The organism is Rhodoferax sp. AJA081-3, from assembly GCF_017798165.1.
Classification (GTDB): Bacteria; Pseudomonadota; Gammaproteobacteria; order Burkholderiales; family Burkholderiaceae_C; genus Allorhodoferax.
Genome location: NZ_CP059068.1, coordinates 2,378,844 through 2,400,372, shown reverse-complemented (window position 1 = coordinate 2,400,372; position 21,529 = coordinate 2,378,844). Strand labels below are relative to the sequence as shown.

22 protein-coding genes and 1 pseudogene are annotated in these 21,529 nt (G+C 63.9%); 9 read left to right on the top strand and 14 right to left on the bottom strand.

The features are described 5' to 3' along the window. Positions 1 to 73: 73 nt before the first annotated feature. A pseudogene (locus tag HZ993_RS11200) lies at positions 74 to 1,350 on the bottom strand (IS256 family transposase). A 139-nt stretch (positions 1,351 to 1,489) separates the two neighbouring features. Between HZ993_RS11200 and HZ993_RS11195 the strand changes: the two are divergent. Both HZ993_RS11195 and HZ993_RS11190 read left to right on the top strand, forming a co-directional pair. Then, on the top strand, positions 1,490 to 2,362 hold the full coding sequence (locus tag HZ993_RS11195; protein WP_209397952.1) for a creatininase family protein: 873 nt from the start codon (positions 1,490 to 1,492) through the stop codon (positions 2,360 to 2,362). Positions 2,363 to 2,379: 17 nt separating this feature from the next. Beyond that, positions 2,380 to 3,624: a sensor histidine kinase gene (locus HZ993_RS11190; RefSeq protein WP_209397950.1), complete on the top strand. Its 1,245-nt coding sequence runs from the start codon at positions 2,380 to 2,382 to the stop codon at positions 3,622 to 3,624. 27 nt (positions 3,625 to 3,651) lie between these two features. Here HZ993_RS11190 and HZ993_RS11185 read toward each other — a convergent pair whose 3' ends face one another. The 4 genes from HZ993_RS11185 to HZ993_RS11170 all read right to left on the bottom strand — a co-directional run bounded on the left by HZ993_RS11185 (position 3,652) and on the right by HZ993_RS11170 (position 6,618). Beyond that, on the bottom strand, positions 3,652 to 4,320 hold the full coding sequence (locus HZ993_RS11185; RefSeq protein WP_209397948.1) for a histidine phosphatase family protein: 669 nt from the start codon (positions 4,318 to 4,320) through the stop codon (positions 3,652 to 3,654). Between the two features lie 67 nt (positions 4,321 to 4,387). Then, positions 4,388 to 5,695 carry a ferric reductase-like transmembrane domain-containing protein gene (locus HZ993_RS11180; RefSeq protein WP_209397946.1) on the bottom strand — a complete coding sequence of 436 codons (1,308 nt, stop codon included), beginning with the start codon at positions 5,693 to 5,695 and terminating at the stop codon, positions 4,388 to 4,390. A 15-nt stretch (positions 5,696 to 5,710) separates the two neighbouring features. Further along, positions 5,711 to 6,205 (bottom strand): diheme cytochrome c, encoded by a 495-nt coding sequence (locus HZ993_RS11175; RefSeq protein ID WP_209397944.1) that lies wholly within the window; start codon positions 6,203 to 6,205, stop codon positions 5,711 to 5,713. Further along, the gene (locus HZ993_RS11170; RefSeq protein ID WP_209397942.1) at positions 6,202 to 6,618 is read right to left on the bottom strand and encodes a DUF1924 domain-containing protein; all 417 of its coding nucleotides are present in this window, start codon (positions 6,616 to 6,618) and stop codon (positions 6,202 to 6,204) included. The genes HZ993_RS11175 and HZ993_RS11170 overlap by 4 nt, the downstream gene beginning before the upstream one ends. Positions 6,619 to 6,740: 122 nt before the next feature. Here HZ993_RS11170 and HZ993_RS11165 point away from each other — a divergent pair, with 122 nt between their 5' ends. From HZ993_RS11165 to HZ993_RS11150, 4 genes are read left to right on the top strand one after another with little or no spacing between them, the layout of a single operon-like run. Beyond that, a complete protein-coding gene (locus HZ993_RS11165; RefSeq protein ID WP_209397940.1) occupies positions 6,741 to 7,097 on the top strand; it encodes a PepSY domain-containing protein in 357 nt (118 codons plus the stop codon). Then, positions 7,097 to 7,759, top strand: coding sequence for a response regulator transcription factor (locus HZ993_RS11160; protein WP_209397938.1), 663 nt, complete (start codon positions 7,097 to 7,099; stop codon positions 7,757 to 7,759). The genes HZ993_RS11165 and HZ993_RS11160 overlap by 1 nt, the downstream gene beginning before the upstream one ends. Before the next feature lie 13 nt (positions 7,760 to 7,772). Beyond that, positions 7,773 to 9,170, top strand: coding sequence for a sensor histidine kinase (locus tag HZ993_RS11155; protein WP_209397936.1), 1,398 nt, complete (start codon positions 7,773 to 7,775; stop codon positions 9,168 to 9,170). Between the two features lie 55 nt (positions 9,171 to 9,225). Then, on the top strand, positions 9,226 to 11,025 hold the full coding sequence (locus tag HZ993_RS11150) for a hypothetical protein (RefSeq protein ID WP_209397934.1): 1,800 nt from the start codon (positions 9,226 to 9,228) through the stop codon (positions 11,023 to 11,025). 11 nt (positions 11,026 to 11,036) lie between these two features. Here HZ993_RS11150 and HZ993_RS11145 read toward each other — a convergent pair whose 3' ends face one another. The 8 genes from HZ993_RS11145 to HZ993_RS11110 form a co-directional block, all read right to left on the bottom strand. Next, positions 11,037 to 11,450 (bottom strand): hypothetical protein, encoded by a 414-nt coding sequence (locus HZ993_RS11145; RefSeq protein WP_209397932.1) that lies wholly within the window; start codon positions 11,448 to 11,450, stop codon positions 11,037 to 11,039. Between the two features lie 12 nt (positions 11,451 to 11,462). Next, positions 11,463 to 12,185 (bottom strand): FxLYD domain-containing protein, encoded by a 723-nt coding sequence (locus tag HZ993_RS11140; RefSeq protein WP_209397930.1) that lies wholly within the window; start codon positions 12,183 to 12,185, stop codon positions 11,463 to 11,465. A 119-nt stretch (positions 12,186 to 12,304) separates the two neighbouring features. Continuing rightward, positions 12,305 to 12,985 carry a VOC family protein gene (locus HZ993_RS11135; RefSeq protein WP_209397928.1) on the bottom strand — a complete coding sequence of 227 codons (681 nt, stop codon included), beginning with the start codon at positions 12,983 to 12,985 and terminating at the stop codon, positions 12,305 to 12,307. A 23-nt stretch (positions 12,986 to 13,008) separates the two neighbouring features. Then, positions 13,009 to 13,977, bottom strand: a complete 969-nt coding sequence (locus HZ993_RS11130; protein ID WP_209397926.1) for a PhzF family phenazine biosynthesis protein — start codon at positions 13,975 to 13,977, stop codon at positions 13,009 to 13,011. A 103-nt stretch (positions 13,978 to 14,080) separates the two neighbouring features. Then, positions 14,081 to 14,755: a glutathione S-transferase family protein gene (locus HZ993_RS11125; RefSeq protein WP_209397924.1), complete on the bottom strand. Its 675-nt coding sequence runs from the start codon at positions 14,753 to 14,755 to the stop codon at positions 14,081 to 14,083. 4 nt (positions 14,756 to 14,759) lie between these two features. Beyond that, positions 14,760 to 15,965 (bottom strand): PLP-dependent aminotransferase family protein, encoded by a 1,206-nt coding sequence (locus HZ993_RS11120; protein ID WP_209397922.1) that lies wholly within the window; start codon positions 15,963 to 15,965, stop codon positions 14,760 to 14,762. Between the two features lie 323 nt (positions 15,966 to 16,288). Continuing rightward, positions 16,289 to 17,233, bottom strand: a complete 945-nt coding sequence (locus HZ993_RS11115) for a DMT family transporter (RefSeq protein WP_245213910.1) — start codon at positions 17,231 to 17,233, stop codon at positions 16,289 to 16,291. Beyond that, complete coding sequence (locus HZ993_RS11110; RefSeq protein ID WP_209397920.1) at positions 17,230 to 17,841, bottom strand: LysE family translocator; 612 nt, start codon at positions 17,839 to 17,841, stop codon at positions 17,230 to 17,232. The genes HZ993_RS11115 and HZ993_RS11110 overlap by 4 nt, the downstream gene beginning before the upstream one ends. Positions 17,842 to 17,986: 145 nt before the next feature. Here HZ993_RS11110 and HZ993_RS11105 point away from each other — a divergent pair, with 145 nt between their 5' ends. From HZ993_RS11105 to HZ993_RS11095, 3 genes are all read left to right on the top strand, one after another. Continuing rightward, positions 17,987 to 19,420: a PLP-dependent aminotransferase family protein gene (locus HZ993_RS11105; protein WP_209397918.1), complete on the top strand. Its 1,434-nt coding sequence runs from the start codon at positions 17,987 to 17,989 to the stop codon at positions 19,418 to 19,420. Positions 19,421 to 19,504: 84 nt separating this feature from the next. Next, on the top strand, positions 19,505 to 19,822 hold the full coding sequence (locus tag HZ993_RS11100; RefSeq protein ID WP_209397916.1) for a DUF1778 domain-containing protein: 318 nt from the start codon (positions 19,505 to 19,507) through the stop codon (positions 19,820 to 19,822). Next, positions 19,819 to 20,319: a GNAT family N-acetyltransferase gene (locus tag HZ993_RS11095; protein WP_209397914.1), complete on the top strand. Its 501-nt coding sequence runs from the start codon at positions 19,819 to 19,821 to the stop codon at positions 20,317 to 20,319. Before HZ993_RS11100 ends, HZ993_RS11095 begins: the two co-directional genes overlap by 4 nt. Here HZ993_RS11095 and HZ993_RS11090 read toward each other — a convergent pair. Beyond that, positions 20,316 to 21,512, bottom strand: coding sequence for an HDOD domain-containing protein (locus HZ993_RS11090; RefSeq protein ID WP_209397912.1), 1,197 nt, complete (start codon positions 21,510 to 21,512; stop codon positions 20,316 to 20,318). The genes HZ993_RS11095 and HZ993_RS11090 overlap by 4 nt on opposite strands. Positions 21,513 to 21,529 lie beyond the last annotated feature (17 nt).

Here is a 21,529-nt window from a genome sequence, read left to right as displayed (position 1 = left end):
TTCAAACTAAGGCCCCTGCCAGGCCGCCGGAGGCCCCCCCCGGTAGAACCCTGAGTGGCAGGGTTCAGCTCCTTCATTTTGCACCCCCGTGAGTGGGCTGCGTGAACCTGTCGCCGTAGAGGATGGCAAACTGGTTCATGGCTGATTTCCAGTGGTTAGCCGCACGTCCCCAATCCTCGGTAATGTTGCGCAGTGCCAGCCAGATCAGCTTGGTGGCCGCATCGTCACTGGGGAAGTGTCCTCTGGACTTGATGATCTTGCGCAGTCTGGCATTTACGCTCTCAATGGCATTGGTCGTGTAGATCACACGGCGTACCTCGGGCGGGAACGCAAAGAAGGGAATCACTCTGTCCCAAGCCCTGCGCCAGGCTCCCACCACGGTGGGGAACTTCTGGCCCCAGGGACCTGCCTCAAATGCATCGAGTTCAGCCTGTGCTGCCTCTGCGCTCACCGCCGTGTAGATGGGTTTGATGGCCGCAGCCAGCGCCTTGCGATCCTTCCAACTGGCAAAGTCCAGGCTGTTGCGTATCAGGTGCACGATGCACGTTTGCAGTGTCGTGGCCGGGAACACCGCGCCCAGGGCCTCTGGCATGCCTTTGAGCCCGTCGGTGACGGCAATCAGGATATCCTGCACACCTCGGGTCTTCAAATCGTTGAACACTTTCATCCAGAATTTGGCCCCTTCGGTGTTCTCGACCCAGATCCCCAGGATGTCGCGGCTGCCATCGGCCAGCACGCCCAGGGCCAAGTACACGGCCTTGGAGCGCACCACCCCGTCCTCACGAATCTTGACGCGCAGCGCATCGAAGAACACCACCGGGTACATGGATTCCAATGGGCGGCTCTGCCAGGCTGTCACCTCGCTCATGACTTCGTCAGTCACGCGGCTGATGAGGTCGGGCGATACATCGACCGAGTACATCTCGCTCAAAACGCCTGTATCTCGCGCACGGTCATGCCACGCGCGTACATGGCGATGATCTTGTCGTCAAAGCCGGTGAAACGGCGCTCGTGTTTGCCGATGAGTTGGGGTTCGAACGTGCCTTCCCGGTCGCGCGGGACGTCAATGCGCAGGGCTCCTGCATCGGTCAGTACCGTCTTAGCGCTTTTGCCGTTGCGGTGGTTTGCAGGCGCTCCCTCGGGTTTGGCCTTGCCCGGCGCGTAGCCCAGGTGATGGCTCATTTCTCCAGCCAGTGCCCGCTCCAGCACGGCCTTTTTGAACTGGTCAAACAGTCCCTGGACTTGACCGGCTGTCATGGGGCCGGTCACCAGTTGGTCCAGCAACTCGGCTGGGATTTGAAGTTGTGTTGCGTTGTCCGCCACCGTGGCGCTCTTTGTCTTGCTTGGCATTCATGCTCCTTGTTGACATGTTATGCCTCGCACACAAAATTTCTGACAGGCTCTCATGGCGGCATGATACTGCGGTGGTTTTTGACACCATAGCGCGTTACCATGGCTGCTCCGTTGGACTGCCCCTTTCGCCACACACATGCCCGAAGCTTCCGCCACCTCCGCCTTGCCCACTGCGTCGCCATCCCGCTACTGGGCCGACTGGAGCACGAAGGACTTTGCCCGGTGCAAGGCCAGCGGTGCTTTGGCGCAGCTGATTGCGGTGTTGCCGGTGGCCGCCACCGAGCAGCACGGGCCCCACCTGCCACTGAAAGTGGACAGCGCGCTGGTCGATGGTGTCGTCAGCGCCGCGTTGCCCCATCTGGCTGCCGATGTTCCAGCCCTCTTTTTGCCGACCCAGGCCGTGGGCCTGAGCCCCGAGCACGCCCGTTTTGCCGGCACGCTGACACTGAAGGCCGAAACCACGATTCGCCTGTGGACCGATATTGGTGAAAGTGTGGCCGCCAGCGGTATCAAGAAGCTGGTGTTGCTCAATTCCCATGGCGGCCAGGTGGGTGTGATGGACATCGTGGCCCGCGACCTGCGCGCCCGTCTGGGCATGCTGGTCTACAGCGTGAACTGGTTCGGTCTGCCGCTCTTGGGGCCGCAGGGTGAGGATGTGAATGCCCTCTTCAGCGCCCACGAGCACCGCTTTGGCATCCATGCCGGTGACATCGAGACCTCGATGATGCTGGCGCTGGCGCCGCAGCTGGTGGACATGGCGCAGGCACAAAACTTTGCCTCCACCTCGGAAGACCGTGCGCAAAAGTTCACCATTTTGGGCAACGGCAAAAGCGCCAAGCTGGGCTGGCAGATGCAGGATTACAACCCGCACGGTGCCGTGGGCAATGCGGCCCATGCCACAGCCGACAAGGGGCGTGCCGTGCTGGATGCGGCCGGCCGCGCACTGGCCCGCCTGCTGGCCGAACTGCACCAGCTGCCCCTGGGCACACTCACGGACCACACAGCCTAGCCACGCAGCGGTCTGCCATGCATACGGCCCTCAGCAAAGCAAGCGTGGAGCACATGGACCGCCTGGTGGCCTGGTTCATTCCGCACCAGGCCGCGCTGGACGAACGCACGCTGAGCGCCAGCCGCATGTTTGTCTACATCTGCCTGATCAACGCGGTGTTTTCGTTGGTGTACGTGTTCACCTCGCTGGCCATCGGTTTTGCCGTGGGTGCGCTGCTGATGTCCGCTGGCATCGTGTTCCTGTTTATCGCCTTGTTCTACTTTCGCGCCAGTGGCAAGCTGCGCCCCAGCGTCAACTGGTACATGGCCAATGTGGTGTTTGTGGCGGTGATGGGCTGCAGTTTTTTCTCTGGCGGCCTGCATTCGCCGGTGCTGCCCTGGTTTACGCTGATACCGGTGGCGGCGGTGTTGCTGCTGGGGTATGGGGTAGATGCCCTGGTCTGGTTTTTGGTGTGTGTTGCGATCTCGGTGGGTTATGGGGTGGCCAGTCTGCTGGGCTACCAGTTTCCGCTACTCTACCAACAGGAGTACACCACCGCCTTCAACATGGTGTGTACGGGCGGTTTGGTGTCGGTGCTGTTTTTGTTCGCGCTGACCTTTGACCACATCAGCAGCGCGGCCGTGCAGGAGGTGTTGGACAGCCGCAAGACCCTGGAGCATCTGGCCCGCGCCCAGGAGCGCACGGCCGAGCGCGGGCGCATCCTGCGCAATATGCACGATGGCGTGGGTGCCCACATCAGCTCGGCCATGCGGCAATTGCAGATGGAGGGCACCGGCCATGTCATAGCACGCAACGAGGTGCTGCAAACCCTGCGCGACGGGCTGGACCACCTCAAGCTGTCCATAGACGCCATCCACCTGGCACCGGGCGATGTGACGGCCCTGCTGGCCAATATGCGCTACCGCATGGGGCCGCGTTTTGCCGGCATGGGCATCGAGCTGCAATGGGATGTGGACCTGCTGCCCGTCTGTGAAAACCTGGACGCCAGTGCCATGAGTGAGCTGCAGTTCATGCTGTTCGAAGCCCTGTCCAACGTGCTGCAGCATGCCAAAGCACACGTGTTGCGGGTCGAAGGCCATGCGCCGGAGGGTACCGGGCAGGTTTTTGTACGGCTGATAGACGACGGCTGTGGATTTGATCCCACATCCAGCACCCGCAATGGCCTGGCCACCATGCGCGAGCGTGCACTGGCCATCAAGGCGCAGTTGCGTATCACCAGCGTGCCCGGCAACACGGTGGTGGAAATCCAGCTGGCTGTTTAGCCTCTGCTGGTTACCAGCACCAGGCGCTCAGGAGTAAGTGATCCATGGCGCGTATTCTGCGCCGTCCAGATGGGCCAGGGAATTGAAGCTCAGCAGCAGGTGGCGCTTGGGCGTGAACAAAAATTCGGTCACGGCGCTGTTGCGTATCTGCATGTTGAGTTCGATGGTCTTCTCTGGCAAGGTCCCCAGGATATGGCCCATGGCCGTGGAGATGGGCCCGCCGCTGCTGACCAGCAACACATCACCGGTGTGCTGTTTGCGCACATGGTCCAGCGCGCTGGTCACACCGGCAACAAAGGCGTCGTAGGTTGGCATGCCCTTGGGCGTCAGCACACCATTCATCCATTGGGTCAGGCCATCACGCAGCAGGCGAAAGTGCAGCTTGTAGGACTCGGGTGTGGTCGGCGGCTCCAGGGGGGCGGGGTGGATGGCGGCGATCACCGCATCGGCCTCGTATTCATTCAGGCCCGGCCACAGCGTGGGCTGCAGGTCCATGCCCGCGCCCTGGGCGATGCCGGCATAGGTCTGTGCGTGGCGCTTGAGCGTGCCGGTCAGCACCGCGTCAAAACGCCTGCCTTTGGAGGCAAAGTATTCACCCAGGCGAACACTCTGCTTGTGGCCGAGTTCGCTCAGGTTGTCATAGTCGGCGGCGCCAAAAGACGCCTGTCCGTGTCGTACCAGATAGAGTTTTCCCATGGAGGGAATCTAAGGCAAGGGGCCTGCTTTCTCTTGTCATTGGGGCGACAGCTGTGGCGTCCTTTCGTCAACGCATCGCAAAGGCTTCCTGGTGGAAGCGTGCACGCATACCCAGACCCCGCAACCCCTGTTGCAACGATGCCGCCAACCCGCTGGGGCCGCAGAACCAGATCTCCGCCCGCTGCGCACCCTGCAGCGCCTCGGCTTTCAGCGTGGCACCCTGGCGGGCGCTGTGGATGTGCAGCCGGATGGTGGGCAGGGTTGCACACAGGGTCTGCAGGTGTGGCACAAACGGGTCGCCCTGCTGGTCGCGCGTGCAGTAATGCAAATCGGCGGTAGGGGCCTGTTCAGGATGGGTCTGCAGTGATTCGAGCCACGCCAGAAATGGCGTCACACCAATACCGCCGGCGATCCAGATCTGGCGCGCCTTGGGGTTGCGCCGGGCCAGCTCAAAGCGGCCATAAGGCCCCTCCACCTGCACGGTTTGGCCCATGCGCAGGTGTTGCGCCAGTGTGCCGGTGTAGTCGCCCAGCGCCTTGATCTGGAAGCTGACGGTGTTGTCACCCCGGTCCGCACTGGCAATGGTGAAAGGGTGCGCGCCCTCGCCGTCGTCGAAACGCACGAAGGCAAACTGCCCCGGCCGGTGGCCGCGCCAAGCGCGGTCCAGTTGGCAACGCACGGTGGTGACGTCGCTGGACGGGTGCTCAATGGCGACAATGTGTCCCGTGGCTTTGCGGCTGCGGCCAATGCTGCCCAGTAGTGAGCGGACGGCGCCATACACACCGGTTGCCAGCAGCAGCGCCAGCCCCACACCGGCGGGTTGTTGCCAGTAGGCTTGTGGTGCCAACAAGGCGGCATGAAAAGCCAGCATCAGATAGATCACCGGCATGGCCTTGTGCAGTACCCGCCAGCTGCGGTACGGGAACCGCTTCCACAGCGTGACCACCAGCATGGCCAGCAGTGCGTAGATGGCCCACTCACCCATGTCTCCCGCCAGGTCGCGCAGCACTTCCAGGAACCCGGTGAAAGACTCTTTTGGCACGCGGCCCGCGCGGCCAATGGTGGCTTTGAGGATGTCGCTGGACATCTCGATCAACCAATGCAATGCGGCAAACACCACGGCCAGAATGCCTGCCCACTTGTGCGTGCGGTAGATGCGGTCCATGCCACCCAGCGGCGTCTCCAGCCAGGTTGGCCGCGTGGCAAGCAACATGGTCAGCGACATCAACGCTATCGACAAAAAGCCGCTCAGCGTCAGCAGCGCCTGGCGCGCCACCCACAGCGGATGGGTACCGGTGGCAGGCACGGCCTGCGCCAGGTCCCAGCCCCAGGCAAGGCCGACCAGGGCCAGCAGCATAGCGATGAGGGCTTTCATGGTGGTGTTCCGTTTCTATTCGTCGTAGTAGCCAAGTTCGGCCCGGGTGTGGCAGGCCGTGCAGTTGGCTTTTGAGCGCACGTCTTTGTGTTTCCACTCCTGGGCAGACACCTCGCGGTGTTCCTTGACCCATCTGGGCAGCTCGGTGATGCGTTGGGGTGTGCTGGTGGGTGATACGCCCCGCAACAACTTGGCGCCATAACGCTGCCCACCCTGGTCGCCCGCATTGGCCACCAGGTAGGCGGTGATTTCGGCAGCCAGTTTGGGGTCGACCGAGGCGTCGTCACCGAAGTGTTTGTCCAGGTTGGTCATCATGTGGGTCCAGGAGCGGGCAGGCAGCATGGACGGCGCATACGCCAGATGGCAGCTGCCACACTCGGCCTTGACGGTTGCATGGGCCACGGGTGCAAAGTAATGGTCGCCGCCCGCGCGGGCGCGGCCAAAAATCAGCGCCGAAAAGACCAGCACCAGCAGAACCAGAAGGATAGGGCGGTAGCGGATGTTCATCATTGCCCCAGCATGTAGGTCAGCCAATCACCCTTTTCCTGCGGGGTGCACACGCGGCCCAGCACCTCGGTGCAATTGCGCTTGAACCATTTCTCCACCTTGGCGGGATCGGTGTAACGGGTCGGCGTGACCGAAACCGCCACCGCGTCGATGGCCTTGCCAGTGGGTGTACGGCCGCTGCCGCGCGGATCTTTGCCGTGGCAGGCCGTGCAGGCGGGGGTGTCGGGTTTGCCACCGCTGAAGTTTTGGGTGTGCAGGGTTTTGCCCCGCTCGGCAGAGAAGCCGGCGAAGCCGGCGTTTGCTGCCTTTGCGGCGCTGGCATAGGCGGCCAGCTGGTCTTCGCGCACGCCGGCCTGGCTGGCGGCAGAAAAGAGCAGGGCCATAGCGGCCAGCAGGTAGGGGAGGGTTCGTGTCATTCGCATGGTGTGCCCGTTCAAACAGTGGATACGGGAGCGACTATGCTCGGGGGCAACTGAACAGCACCTGAATTCCGCGTTCATCTGCCGTTCAGATTCACGGGGCTATAAACACCAGTCTGATGCCACAACTCCTCTTCCCCCTGCGCTGGATTGCATTGCCGCTGAGCCTGGCCCTGCTGGCTGGCAGTGGCGCGGCCCATGCCGACCGGGAGGACCACGAACGGGCCCGCAAGGCGCTGGAGGCCGGTGAGGTCTTGCCCCTCAAGACCATTCTGGAACGGGTGGAGCGCGACTTTCCCGGCCAGGTCATGGACGTGGAGCTGGAGCGCGAGCGCGTGGGCGGCCGGGAGCGTTGGATCTACGAGATCAAGGTCTTGCGCACAGGCGGCGCCCTGGTCAAACTCAAACTGGATGCGCGCGATGGCAGCGTGCTGGTCAACCAAACACGCAGTCGGCCGCCGGCGCAGGAACGTTGATGCGCATCCTGGTGGTCGAAGACGAACCCACGCTGCAGGCCCAACTGGCGCAGGGCGTGCGCGATGCCGGTTATGCGGTAGATGTGGCCAGCAATGGGGTGGATGCCCATTTTCTGGGCGACACCGAACCCTATGACGCGGTAGTACTGGACCTGGGCCTGCCGCAGATGGACGGCACCACGGTGCTGCGCAAATGGCGTGCCGCCGGGCGCACCATGCCGGTGTTGATACTGACCGCCCGGGACGGCTGGGCGGAAAAGGTCTCTGGCATCGATGCCGGTGCCGACGACTACATGACCAAACCCTTCCACATGGAAGAGTTGCTGGCCCGCCTGCGCGGCCTTATACGCCGCGCCGGTGGCCATGCCAGTGCAGAACTGGTGTGCGGTCCCTTGAGCATGGATATTCGCAACGGCCGCGCCGTGGTGGATGGCCAGACCCTGGTGCTCACCAGCCACGAGTTTCGGGTGCTGGCCTATCTGATGCACCACCGCGACGAGGTGGTGTCGCGCAGCGACCTGGTGGAGCACATTTATGCCCAGGATTTTGAGCGGGACTCCAACACGGTTGAAGTCTTTATCGCCCGCCTGCGCAAGAAACTGCCGCCGGGTTTGATCGCCACCGTGCGCGGTCTGGGCTACCGCCTGAGTGCGGGCACCTGATGGTTGTCTGCCCATGACACGGTCTGCCTGGCGCCGCTCCCTGCGCATCCGTCTGCTGGTGGGTACGCTGCTGGGGGTGGTGGTCACCATTGTGGTGGCGGGCTGGGGGCTGGGTACCCTGTTTCGCCAGCATGTGGACACGCAGTTTCAAGCCGAATTGCGCACCCATCTGGACCAGCTGACCGCCCACATCGCGGTGAACGCCCAGGGCGGGGTTAGTGTGGCGATGCCACTCAGCGATCCGCGTTTTGGTCGGCCGTATTCCGGTTACTACTGGCAGGTGGACGCCGCCGCGCAGGGTGTTGGCGCGGAAAGGGCCTTGCTGCGGTCGCGGTCTCTGTGGGATGTGGTGCTGCTAGCGCCGGTGGACAATCTGCAGGTGGGGGATATCCATGTCCACCAGGTGGCGGGTCCCAAGGGCAAGCCCTTGGGCTTGGTCGAGCGCAGTGTGCAGATCAATGACCGCCCCGATGGCGCACCCCGCAACTTGCGCCTTCTGGTGGCTGCGGATGCCGACCTGGTGGCCGAACCCGTGGGGCAGTTCCAGGCGGCGCTATGGCTCGCGCTGGGTGTGCTGGGCGCGGTGCTGGCGTTGGCCGCGGTAGTGCAGGTGTCGGTCGGACTTGCGCCCCTGCGTGCGCTGCGCACGGCGCTCACCCGGGTGCGCGCGGGCGATGCGCAGCGACTGGATGGTGATTTTCCGGTCGAGGTGATGCCGCTGGTTGCAGAGTTCAACACCGTGCTGGCCCACAACGCGGCGGTTGTGGAGCGTGCCCGCACCCATGCGGGCAACCTGGCCCACGCCCTGAAGACACCGTTGAGTGTGCTGGCCAATGCGGCCCAGGCCAGCGCGTCCAAAGACCCGGACTTGGCACGTCTGGTCTTGGAGCAGACCGTGGTTGCGCGTCGCCAGGTCGATTACCACCTGACCCGTGCCCAAGCCGCGGCCGCCACACGCGTGCCGGGTGCTCGGACCGTGCTGCTGCCAGTGGTGGAGGGCTTGGTGCGGGCCATGCAGCGCATCCATGCGCAGCGCGACATCACAATCACCGTGCTGCAGCCCTGGCACCCTGCGCTGGCGTTTCGCGGCGAGGCGCAGGACCTGCAGGAAATGCTGGGAAACCTGTTGGACAACGCCTGCAAATGGGCGGCGCACCGGGTCGAGGTGCGTGCCCACGCCGATGGCGACCTGCTCACCATCACGCTAGACGATGATGGACCCGGGCTGGAAGCCGAGCAGCGTGATGCGGTACTGCGCCGCGGAGTGCGCGCCGATGAGCAGGTGCCGGGCTCGGGGTTGGGTCTGGCCATCGTGGACGATCTGGCACGGCTCTATGGCGGCCAGGTGGCGCTGCTGGATTCACCACTGGGCGGCCTGCGTGCCGCGCTAACACTTCCTGCCATTGGCTAGTGTGTCTTGGTATGCTGCGGTTGCGCGCAACGTGAGGCTGAGCTTGAGACTTTTCATGAAGTTCTTTCCCCCTATCCGTGCGCGTCTCACCGCATTGCGGGTGGGACGCGCCCAATTGCTGTTGTCTTCGTTCGCCTGGCTGTTGAGCCTGTTTTTGATCCTCATGGAACCTACCGCCATGGCCAGTCCCCCGGTTGCAAATCCATCTCCAGCCTGGCATGCCATGACGGCACCGGGCTTCAGCCTGCATGCGGTCTGGGGGCGCAACGAACGTGCGGTGTTCGCCGTGGGTGAATCGGGCCGCATCCAGCATTTCGATGGGCAGTCCTGGAAGCCCATGGACAGCGGCACGTCGTCCAGCTTGTTCGGCATCTGGGGCCTGCCGGGCGGGCCACTGTTTGCGGTGGGCAGCCAGGGCACGGTGTTAAAGGGGGATGGCAAAACCTGGCAAGCGCTGAACCCGCCCTACAAAGACCGTTTCTACGGCGTCTGGGGCACGTCGGAGCAAGACGTGTTTGTGGTCGGCTACAACGGCACCATCCTGCATTTCAACGGCAAGCGCTGGGAACTTCAGGCCGGCCAGCCGGGTGCGGGTGACAAAGGCTCGGGCGGGCCGTGGATGGGTGGCGTGTGGGGTACCAGTGGCCACAACGTCTACGCCGTGGGAACCCGCGGAACCATCCTGCATTTCGACGGACGGCGATGGACCCCCATGCACAGCGGCACACAACAGAATTTGTGGGCGGTCTGGGGCACCGGACCAGACCAGGTGTTTGCCGCCGGTGAAGCGGGCACCCTGCTGCGGTATGACGGGCGCACCTGGACGCCCATGAACAGCGGAACCGAACAGATGCTGAGCGGCCTGTGGGGCCGCTCCGGCAAAGAGGTGTATGCCATCGGCAACCGCACCATTCTGCGGTTTGATGGCACACGCTGGCATGCCATGGACGGCCATGACGGGCGCCTACTCACTGGCATTTGGGGGGCGCCCGAGGCTTCCACGCTGTACGCGGTGGCGATGCGGGGCATTGTGCTGCGATACAGCGCCGAAGCAGCCCCCCTGTTGCCTATCACCACCCGCGCAAGCCTTTACAGCATCTGCAACCCTGGTGGACAAGCCCCCTGGGCGGTGGGCAGTGATGGCACCGTCCTGCGCCAGCAGGACGGCCGGTGGCTGGCGGTGCCCAGCGGCTCGCAGCATCACCTGTATGGGCTATGGTGTGCCGCGCCGGACTTCAAGGTGGCGGTGGGCGACAAGGGGACCATCCTGCAGTGGAACGGTCAAGCCTGGTCCGCTATGGCTTCGCCGGTTGCGTCGCCCCTGCGCTCTGTTTGGGGGCGCTCACCCACCGATATCTATGCGGTAGGCGACGCGGGCACCATCCTGCATTTCGACGGCAAACGCTGGGCACAGCAGACCAGTGGCACCCAGCGCAACCTGCGCGGCGTGCATGGCAACGCGTCCAGCACCATGGTGGTGGGCGAGTGGGGCAGCGTGTTGGCCCACACCGATGGGCGCTGGACGCCCATGCCCCTTGCGGCGCAGCCCGCACTCAACGCCATCGCGGTGGATGGCAGCGGGCAGGCCGTCGCCGTGGGCGAAACGGGCGCAGTTTTCGAATATGACGGTTTGGCCTGGCGTGCCACCCCTAGTGGCATAGGCTACGGGTTGCTGGCGGTTGCCCGTGTCGGGCAGAGCTGGGTGGCTGCGGGCCGCGAAGGCGCGGTGATCGCCAAGGAAGGTGCTGCCTGGGTGAAGAAGAAAAGCGGACCTGCCCAGCTGATGGGCATAGGGCGGGGGGACAAAGGACAACTGCTCATCGTCGGCGCACTGGGCACCATCCACATGCCCTGAGCTGTTTGCCCTCAAGGGGCGGGCGTAAGCACCTGCTGTCTGGCCTGCCACTGGCCCATGCCGCTCAGGCAATACAGCCCCTGGAGTTGAACACTCCCCGGTTGGGGCAGTTGGTAGTTCGCCTGCAATGCAACAACGGCACAGCCCGCGGAATCCGGCGTGACGTGCACCTGTACGCGGGGAAGATGGGCATGGCGCTCGTGGTAGTCATAGGTTTTGGACTCCGCCTTGAAGCCCAGAGCCTGTGTCAACGCGATCACGACGCTGTTGTGCCCCACTTGCGGAAAGCCCAGTTCGGTCAACCGGGCGGTCAGTTCCTGATGGGACTGAGGTGTCAAGTGGGGGCTCAAGGGTGTCAAGGCTGTAACCCCGGTAGATGTGAGCAGACCCGTTGCCAGCCATGCTGCGGCATATAAACGCTTCATGCGCCGGCTACATCAGGGTTCGTGTGAAGCGCAATCGCCCCAGTACTTGAAGCTGAACTTGACCGGCTTTTGCCAATCGGGCGACGCCATCGCGTCTCGTGAAAACGCGACGCTTTTTCCCGGGGCCAGCTGTTTTTGGAAGGTCGCGTCTGGCTCAATGTAGTTGGTCTCGATCAGTGTGCCGTCGGTCCCATAAAAGCCCAGCACAATTTTGGGCGAGCGGCAGGGCACACTGCCTGTATTGCGCAGCGTACCCGACACGGCGTGGGAACCGACGGAGTCAACCGTGTCCTTGAATCCCTCCACGGTGATTTTTGGCAAGGCCCCTTCACATGCGCGGGCGGACAAGGCCAGCACATGCTGGGTCGGTTTTGCACCACCCAGCTTTTTCACGTCGCGCAGGTAGGTAAACACCGCCACCTCGCCGTTGGGCAGCCAGTGGCGTGTAGAGAGCACACCGTCGGTGGGCTCCTGCTGCAAGCCTCTTTTGGTCTCGGTCAGAACAGACGTGACCGTGATGGGTTTGCCCGCGGCGTCTTTCAGGAACACATCCACCTGGGGGGTGCACACCGTTTTGCCGGTGTTGTTCTGAATCTCGCCCGAAATTCTGACAAAACCGTCGGCGTCATACACCGCCGCTCCAGGGACCAGGCTCAATCCGGCCGCCAGGGCCGGCCCCGCCAGGGCCAACCCGGCCAGAGCCGACAGACCCACGCATTTGCCACGCATTCTCATCACCGTCTCCTTGTTTCAAGAACAATGACGCGGGTATATCACCTTCTGGGCCTTGGCACCACGGTTGCAACCCCAGGGTGCCAACCCCCAGCGTCAAGGCCCGCCGAGGATGGGCAGACTCAGGGTGTGTGGATCTCGACAAGCCCCTTGGGCGTTTGCAGGCGGGCGCTCAGGCGCGCGGGACCCGGGGCGGGTGTAACCCGGTCGGACAGCCCCAGGGTGTTGTAGGCGCTGGCCAATGTTGCAGCCTGTGGATGCTGCACCTGCAGACCCAGCAGCGCCACGCCGCTGTCGGACATGGCATCGGTAGGGTGGGTGGTGCCCCATTGGATCAGCGTAGGCAGGCAGCCATCGAACAGGCGTTGGCCGTCTGCCCGCACGCTGATCTGCCACTGCAGCAGGCCACTGGGCGTGGTGCGGGAGGCCTGCACAATCGCGCCCCGGTCCAGGCCCTGCGCGGCCAGCGCAGCCACGGCCGCGGTGATGTCCGGCACGCCGGCGACAAAGTGTGTGAGTTGGGGCCCGTGCTGGGCCACGTGGGCCTGCAGCGCTGGGTAATCCATGTCAAACCAGCGTCTAGCCCCCGTATTTATTGATGGTATTGCTATCGGATTGATAGCGATTATTTCCAGATAGGCCGTGCGGTGTTCTGCGGTGGCTATTTTCAGCAGGCGATTGTGGGTGCCCATCAGCGGGTGTTCACCACCGCGCCCGGGTGTGACGCCCAGCGTGGCCTCACACCAGGCCACGCCCTGCGCCAGGTTGGAGGCCATCACCACGAGGTGGTCGATGCAAGCCATCCGCTGACCGACCGCTGCCCTGGCTACAGCAGCACGCTGCCGTTGATGCAGGTGACAGCGTCGCCACCCACCCAGACCTGTCCATCCGCGTCCTGGCGGATATGCACACGGCCCAACACGCCCAGGCAGGTGCCTTGCGCGGCCACGTACTGCGCGGGTGCATGGCGGGTGGCGATCAACCACTGCGCCAGGCTGGCGTTGAAGCTGCCGGTGACCGGGTCTTCACCCACGCCTTTGCCGTGGTCGAAGAAGAAACGTACTTCGACCGTGGGTTCGTCTACCGCGGCCGAACTGCTTGTGCCACCACCACCGACAAAGGCGCGTGCCTCGCGGTTGGAGCGGCCAATCAAAGCGGTGCCAGGCCCCGCCGCATCGTCTGCGGGCTGCACCATGGCAACACCCACACCGCTGATGCCAGCACCGCTGAGCACGGTGTTGAGTTGCACGGCGTCCGGGCTTAGGCCCAGCAACACCGTCAGGTCATCGACCAAGATGCCAAAGTGGGTGGGGCCGTTGTTCAGATGCTGGCTGGCCACGATGTGGGCCAGCGGCAGACCCAGCGCGTCGGCCAGCGCGGCCACCAGTTCAGGCGTGGCGTCGCTGCGCTTCAGCGCCGGTGCGGCAAAGGCGGGGCGGCCACCGGCCTGGTTGATGCGGATCAGGCCCACCTTGCATTGCTGCACCACCAGACCTGGCGTTTTCGGCACGCCACCGTGCTCCAGCCAGGCATGGCAGCTGCCCAGCGTTGGGTGGCCAGCAAAGGGCATTTCGTAGCCGGGCGTGAAGATGCGCACCTGGTAGTCCGCACCTTCGGCAGCCGCTTCGGGTGTGGGCGGCAGCAGGAAGGTGGTCTCGGACAAATTGGTCCAGCGGGCGAACTGCTGCATGTCCTCGGTGCTCAGGCCCGTGCCATCCAGCACCACGGCCAGCGGGTTGCCCCGGTAGGCCTGGGCGGTGAATACGTCAACTTGTTTGAAGGGGCGTTGTTGCATAGAAATTTATTTCGATGGATGAGTGCCGCCGGGCCGCCCCAAGGCGCGAAGGCCCCCTTGGGGGGCAGCGACCCGCGAAGCGGCGGAGCGTGGGGGCAACATGTCAGCTCAGGGTTACATCCAAAACGCCGCGGCTGGCGGGGCGTTGCTGCAGCTGGCCAAACCAGCGCTGCACGTTGGGGAAGGCCTGCAGCTCCTGGCGGGTCACACCATAGGCGTCGAACTGCGCGGTGCGCATGCCCCACCAGCGGTGCATCTCGCAGCCCAGCGGAATATCGGCCATGCCAAAGCTGTCGCCACCCATATAGGCGTGGCTTTGCAGATGCTTGTCCAGCAGCGCCAACAGGGGCTCGGTTGCAGACACAGATTGCTGTATCACGTCGGCATTGCGCGCTTCAGCCGCCGTGCGCACCAGCTGGAGGAAGGCCGGGCCACCGGCGCGGTTGAACGTGGTTTGTTGCCAGTCCATCCAGCGCTCGGCATCGAAGCGGGGCTCCAGTTCAGCCGGATAGAAGTTGTGTTCGGTGTTGCTGTAACGCGCACACAGGTAACGCACGATGGTGTTGGACTCCCACAGCGTGAAGTCCCCAATCTCCAGCAGCGGCACCAGGCCATTCGGATTTTTGCTCTGGTACTCCGGCGTGGTCGTCACGCCGTAGGCTGCGCCGGCATCGGTGCGCTGGAAGTCCAGCCCCAACTCCTGCGCGGCCCACACGGCCTTGCGCACATTCAGCGAGCTGATGCGGCCCCACAGGCGAATGGTGGTGTCGTCCGCCATGGCTTCAACCAGCCCGGTGTTCGCGGATGGCGGCGGCCAGCGCGGCTACGCCAGTGCGGATTTCGTCCACATTGGGCGTGACGAAGGACAGGCGCATGGTGCGCGGGTCTGCATGGTCGTTGTAGAACGCTGCGCCGGGTACAAAGGCCACACCCTTGTCCACGGCCTTGGGCAGCAGCTCTTGGGCGCTCATGCCTTCGGGCAAACGTGCCCACAGGAACATGCCGCCGTCGGGTGAATTCCAGGTCACGTCGCTGGGCATGTCTTTCTTCAATGCTTCCAGCATTGCGTCGCGTTGCGACTTGTACAGCGCGCGGATGGTGGGGATGTGGCGGTCCAGGAAACCGTCCTTCATCACCTCGGCAATCATGCGCTGGTTGAAGCCCGGGCTGTGCAGGTCGGCGGCCTGCTTGGCCTGCAACAGCTTGGAGTAGATGCCTTTTGGCGCCACGATAAAGCCCAGGCGCAAACCGGGTGCCAGCACCTTGGAGAACGAGCCCAGGTAGATGCAGCCTTCGGGGTTGCGTGATGTCAGCGGAGCAGGTGGCTCTTTGTCAAACCACAGGTCGCCGTAGGGGTTGTCTTCAATCAGTGGCAGGCCCAGTTCGGCGGCCTTGGCCACCAGCGCGGCGCGGCGCGCCTCGCTCATGGTGCGGCCAGTGGGGTTCTGGAAATTGGGCAACACGTAGAGGAAACGGGCCTTGCTGGCGCCGGTGCCAACCTTGCTCGCCAGGTCGGCAACGTCCACACCTTCGTCGTCACTGGCCACGCTGACCACTTCGGGTTCCATGGGTGTGAAAGCCTGCAATGCGCCCAGGTAGGTGGGCGTTTCGACCAGCACGCGGCTGTCGGCGTCGATCAAGATTTTGGCGACCAGATCCAGGCCTTGTTGTGAGCCAGTGGTGATCAAAATCTGTGCCGGGTCCACGTTCCACGGCAGGCGGGCGGCGACCATTTCGCGCAGCGGGGCAAAACCTTCGCTGGCGGCGTATTGCAGTGCGGCTTGTGCGTCGTGGGTCAGCACCTGGGTGCAGGCTGCGGTGAACTCACTGACCGGAAATGTCTTGCTGGAGGGCAGGCCGCCTGCAAAACTGATGATGCCGGGCTTCTCGGTGACCTTGAGGATCTCGCGGATCACGGAGGGGTTCATGCGCGCGGCGCGGCGAGCCATGGTCCAGGGGGTGTTGGTTGGGAGGTCGTTGGGTTTCATCTCGGGTTGCCTCGTTTTTTGGTTAAGGGATAGATTTTGCGCTTTGGTGCAGTGATTGGGGGCACTGCACGTTCAGTTTTGTGGGGGTAAGGGATTGCGGTATGCCGGTGTCCTCATGGTGCGGGTACGCACAAATCGGACACCGGCATACCGCAATCCCTTGCTGGAAAGAATGGAGGCGCGCAATGGGTGGAGAACCCATCCACTGTACTCGCCAGGGTGGGTAAGGCCGAGGCCCGATTTGTGCGTACCCGCACCATGAGGGCCTCGGCCTTGCCCACCCCGGCAGGCAGGTAACAACGGCGTACATGTCTCCATGGTCTTCACGCCGCCACCCGCTGAGAAACCGGCATCTTCTTGCCAAAAAACACAGTGGCAATCACGGCCAGGCCAAAGCCCAGCGTCACTGCATCCAGCTTCTCACCCAGCAGCGGTACAGCTACCAGCATGCTCAAAAAGGGTTGCACCAGCTGCACCTGGCTGACCCGCACCGTGCCACCCAAAGCCAGCCCGCGGTACCAGGCGAAAAAGCCCAGCCACATCGAAAACACGGCCACATAGGCAAAGCCCCACCAGGCGCTGCTGTGCAAAGGCGCGGTGGGCCAGTGGTAGGCCGACAGCGGCAGCGTCAGGGGCAGGGCGATCACCAGGGCCCAGCAAATCACATGCTCGGCCTTCATGTGGTGCGACAGGCGTGCGCCGTAGCCGTAACCCACTGCAGCGCACAACACGGCGGCCACCAAGAGCAGGTCTGCGCCGTGCACGGACATACCACCCGACGCGGCACCGGCTGCGGATGCACTGCCGCGCATCACCGCAAACACCGCCACCAGCGCACTGCCCAGCGCCGCGCACAACCAAAAGCCCAAGGACGGGCGCTGGCGGTGCAGCAGTGCGCCCACGGCGGCAGTGGCCAGCGGTAGCACACCAATGATGACGCTGGCGTGTGTGGCCTCTACATACCGCATGGCGAAGGACGTGAAAAGGGGGAAGCCAAACACCACACCACCCGCCGTGATTGCCAGCGGCAGCCAGTCTTCGCGGCGCGGCAGGGGCGCGCGGGTCAGCAGCAGAAAGGCACCCGACAGCGCGGCCGCCACCACCGCACGGCCCATGGCAATAAAGAAGCCCGACATCTGCGGGGCTTCGGCCGTGCCCACCGCCATACGGGTCATGGGCAGCGTTACCGAAAAGATGGCGATGCCCAGCAGGCCCAGCCACAGGCCCTGGTTGATCTGGCGTTGGTTAGCCATGGTGGTGGTTGTCATACGGTCAGCATCCACAGGGCGGTGGCCACCAGCACAACGGCCATCACGCGGTTGAAGGCCAGCAGGCGCTTGCCGCTGCCCAGTGGGCCGCGCAGCCAGTCCCGCAACAGGGAGCCCAGCGTGGCGTACAGCAAATTGCTGGCAAAGGCGAAGACCAGCATGGTCGGCACCACCACCGCCAGGCGCTGGCCGGGGTCAGCGCGCCCGGCGATCCAGCCACCCACAATGGCCAGGGCCAGCATCCAGGCCTTGATGTTGACAAACTGCAGCGCCACACCTTGCCAGAAGCCCACCTGCAGCCGCGCCGCGTCGGCCTCGCCCAGTTGGCGCGACTGGCTCAGTTTGAAGGCCAGCCACAGTAGGTAGGCCACGCCCACAATCTTGACCGCCCAGCTCAAGAGCGGCACGGCCAGCACCAGGGCCCCCAGACCCAGTGCGCAGAGCATTAGCAGCGCGCTCCAGCCCAGCGGCACGGCGCAGACAAAGGGCATGGCGCGGCGCAGGCCGCCATTGGCTGCCAGTGCGGTGGCCAGCGTGGTGTTGGGGCCGGGCGAGAAGCTCATCGCCGTGGCCAGTACCAGTAGTGCCGTGAATTCTTGCCAAGTCATGCAACAGACTTTATAGTTGAAATCAACACACTACCAGTACAGTTTCAAGGTCATTCGCTGAAACTGTATTGTTGATTGGGGCAACACAGGCGCACACCGCCGGTGGCCTGCCCCTTGCCACCTATCGGACGACGAGGCCCGCACCATGTTGATGAAGACCGCATCCCAGTCACTGACCGAGCAGCTGTGCACCCGTTTTGCTGAGCGCATCCGCACCCGGCTGCTGGCGCCCGGTGCGCGCCTGCCCTCGGTGCGCCAGTGTGCGCAGCAGCAGGGCGTGAGCCCGTCCACCGTGGTGGCCGCCTATGACCAGTTGTTGGCCCAGGGGCTGGTGGAAGCCCGCAAGAACAAGGGTTTCTATGTACGGGAAATGGCTGTAGCCCCTGATGGTGCTGATAGTGGTGCTATTGATTTTGTAGTGCCTATGCGCCCACGGGGTGGTTTTCAGGCGCAGCACGTGCCGGTGAACGCCACCGCGCTGATACGCGGCATGTTCCACGGCAGCTCGGACAAGCCGCAACCCGGCATGGGGGTGTTCCCGTCGGACTGGCTGGAGACCACGTTTATGCCCGCCGCCGTGCGCAAGGTCACCAGCACCCGTTCGCTGCAATCTTTCTCGCTGCAGTACGGGGAGCCGGCGGGCGACAGCGGTCTGCGCCAGGCCCTGTCGCAAAAGCTGGTGGCCTACAACGTGCACGCAGCGCCCGGCCAGATCGTCACCACCGTGGGCGCTACCCACGCGCTGGATATTGTGAGCCGCACCCTGCTGCGCGCCGGCGACTATGTGATGGTGGAGGAGCCCGGCTGGGCCATCGAATTCGCCCGCCTGGCAGCACTGGGCATACGCATCTTGCCGGTACCCCGCCGCGCGGACGGGCCAGACCTGGATGTGATGGCGCGTTACTGCGAACTGCATGCGCCCAAGCTGTTTGTCAGCGTCAGCGTGTTCCACAATCCCACCGGCTATTGCCTGACGCCCGGCAGCGCGCACCGGGTGCTGCAACTGGCCAATACGCACAACTTCCACATCGTCGAGGACGACACCTACAGCCACATCGCCCCTGACCACGCCACGCGCCTGTGTGCGCTCGACGGCCTGCAACGCACCATTTATGTCAGTGGCTTTGCCAAGATACTGGCGCCGGGCTGGCGCGTGGGTTTTCTGGCCGCGCCGGCCTCGCTGGTGGAGGCTTTTGTGGACACCAAGCTGCTGGCCACGCTGACCACACCGGCGCTACTGGAAAAGGCCTTGGCCTGGTGCATAGACCAGGGCCAGCTGCGCCGCCACGCCGAACGCATCCGTACCCGGCTGGACCAGGCCCGCGCCCGCAGCGTCAAGCTGGCGCTCGCCCACGGCTGCAGCTTTGCCACGCCACCAGCGGGTTTGTTTGGCTGGGTCGAAACCGGGGTGGACACCGACGTGTTGTCGCAGCGCATGCTGGACGAGGGTTATCTGCTCGCCCCCGGCGCCTTGTTCCACGCCGAACGCCAGCCCAGCACGCTGATGCGTGTCAACTTTGCGACGACGCAGGATGCGCAGTTTTGGGATACGTTTGAGAGGTTGCGGGCGGAGCAGTAGACGCAATCGACCCACAGACATTGTGTTTGTGTGTCATTTGTACTAACATGACTGACAACCAAGCAACACAATCCAGGTGCAACCATGACTTCAGCAGTCGCCCCCCATACGCCTTCGGCACGTTCCGCCAATGCAGCGCGATCGGCCCGCTTGGGTTTGCGCGCCACGGACCAGCAAGAGGCCATATTGCGCCGCGCCGCCGAGGTGGCCCACAAATCCCTGACAGACTTCATTCTGGACAGTGCTTGTTTGGCGGCCGAACAAACCCTATTGGACCAGCGGTTGTTCATGGTGTCCGGTAGCCAATACCAGGCGCTAATGGATTTGCTGGATAGGCCCGCGCAGGACAACCCAGGCCTGAAAGACCTGTTTTCGCACAAGGCGCCCTGGGATAAACCATGACGTTCGGGGCTCCCGTTCCGTTACAGGCCTTGCACCGTCTCGACAGTTTCGATTGTGGAAAACCAAGCCTCAATGAGTGGCTCACACGCTACGCACGCCAATCCCAGGCCAGCGGTTCTGCCAAGACCTTTGTGGTGGCGCACGATGACGGGGTGGTTGGTTATTTCAGCCTGACGGTAGGCCAAGTCGATACCTTGGAGGCTCCCGAGCGCATCCGCAAAGGCATGGGCCAATACCCGGTTCCCGTTGTGATCTTGGCGCGCCTGGCTGTAGCACAACAGGCGCAAGGACATGGCGTAGGTATTGGCATGTTGCAAGACGCGATTCGACGCACGCTGTTGATTGCCGAACAAGCTGGCATTCGCGCGCTGCTGACTCACCCGCTGGACGCGGACGCGGCACGCTTTTACCTGCGGTTCGGTTTTGAGGCGTCACCATTGCGCCCGGATCAGCTTCTCTTGTTGCTGAAAGACGCCCGCCGTTGGGTTCAGGTCTAACCGCCAACCTTTGCCAGCGTGCGCAGCAGCGCCCGGTTCACCATATCCGCCGGCATCTTGTGCGCCCGGCACACCTCGCGCACCATGCGCGTGTTGCTGGATTCCAGCGCGCTGGCCACGGCCAGCCACGGCGCGTAGGGGCCACTGTCTCCAACCACCGCAGAGGCAATACGCCCGGGCAGTGGCAGGCGGTGGATGGCGGCGCCCAGGGGTTCGCCCAGCAGCAGATCAAGCTGCGACAACACGCCACACAGGAAAACTTCGCTGCGCAGCGCGTCTTCCAGGCCGGCTTCGGACAGGTGCTCCATGATGCGGGCGCGCAGCACCATGGCGCAGCGTATCGGGTCCAGGTTGGCGTCCGTACTGGCCTGCTGCGTCTGCTCCAGCAGCCAGTTGCGCAGCTTGCTGTAACCCATAACCATCAGGCCCTGGCGCACGGTGGTGACCTCGCAGCGGGCGCCCAGGTGGGCAGAGTTGGCATACCGCAGAAAGCGGTAGACCAGCAGCGGCTCTTCCCCCATGCGGTGCTCCAGCACATCCAGTGATTCATCGGCTTCTATGGCTGCCACCAGGCCGCGCAGCAACTGGCGCGAGGGTTGAATTTGTTTGAGCCGGTAGGCATGCAAAATTTCGTCCACGGGCCAGCCGGCTACGGCCCATGCGCCCTGGCGGTCCAGTGAATGTTCCAGCAACGCCGGGCTGGCCAGTCCCTCATAAATGCTGCCCGCGACGACCGGGCTTGGTGCGCCGGGTTGCTGTGACGTGCGCAGGGCGGCCAGGGCCTGGTGGGGTGTCAGTGCGCGCAGGGTCTTGTGGAAAATCTTCGCCATGTTGGCGCTTGGCGCATGGCCTGCTTCCCCGCTCCAGACCAGGGGCAGCCCGCGGGCATGTGCCTGGCGTGCGCTGTTGGCCAGCGTGGTGTTGGCCAGTTGTGTGTCCGTCAACTCCAGCCACAGGCTGCGCGGCGGGGTGAGCGCCAGCAGGCCCGCCAGCAAGGAAGGGTCGCGCACCTGCAGCAGCAGGTTGGGGGCCGTGTCGGGCCACAGCTCGGCCAGCGCGGCAAGCAAATGGCGGGCGTCCAGGGTGCTGCTGACCGGGCTGTCTACAAACAGGCGCACACCGCAGCAGCGGCGTTTCTGGTTCCAGAGCAGTTCGTATCCGAGGGTGACGCTGCCCAGAACCGATGGAGTCATGGCGTCAACCGGCCGGG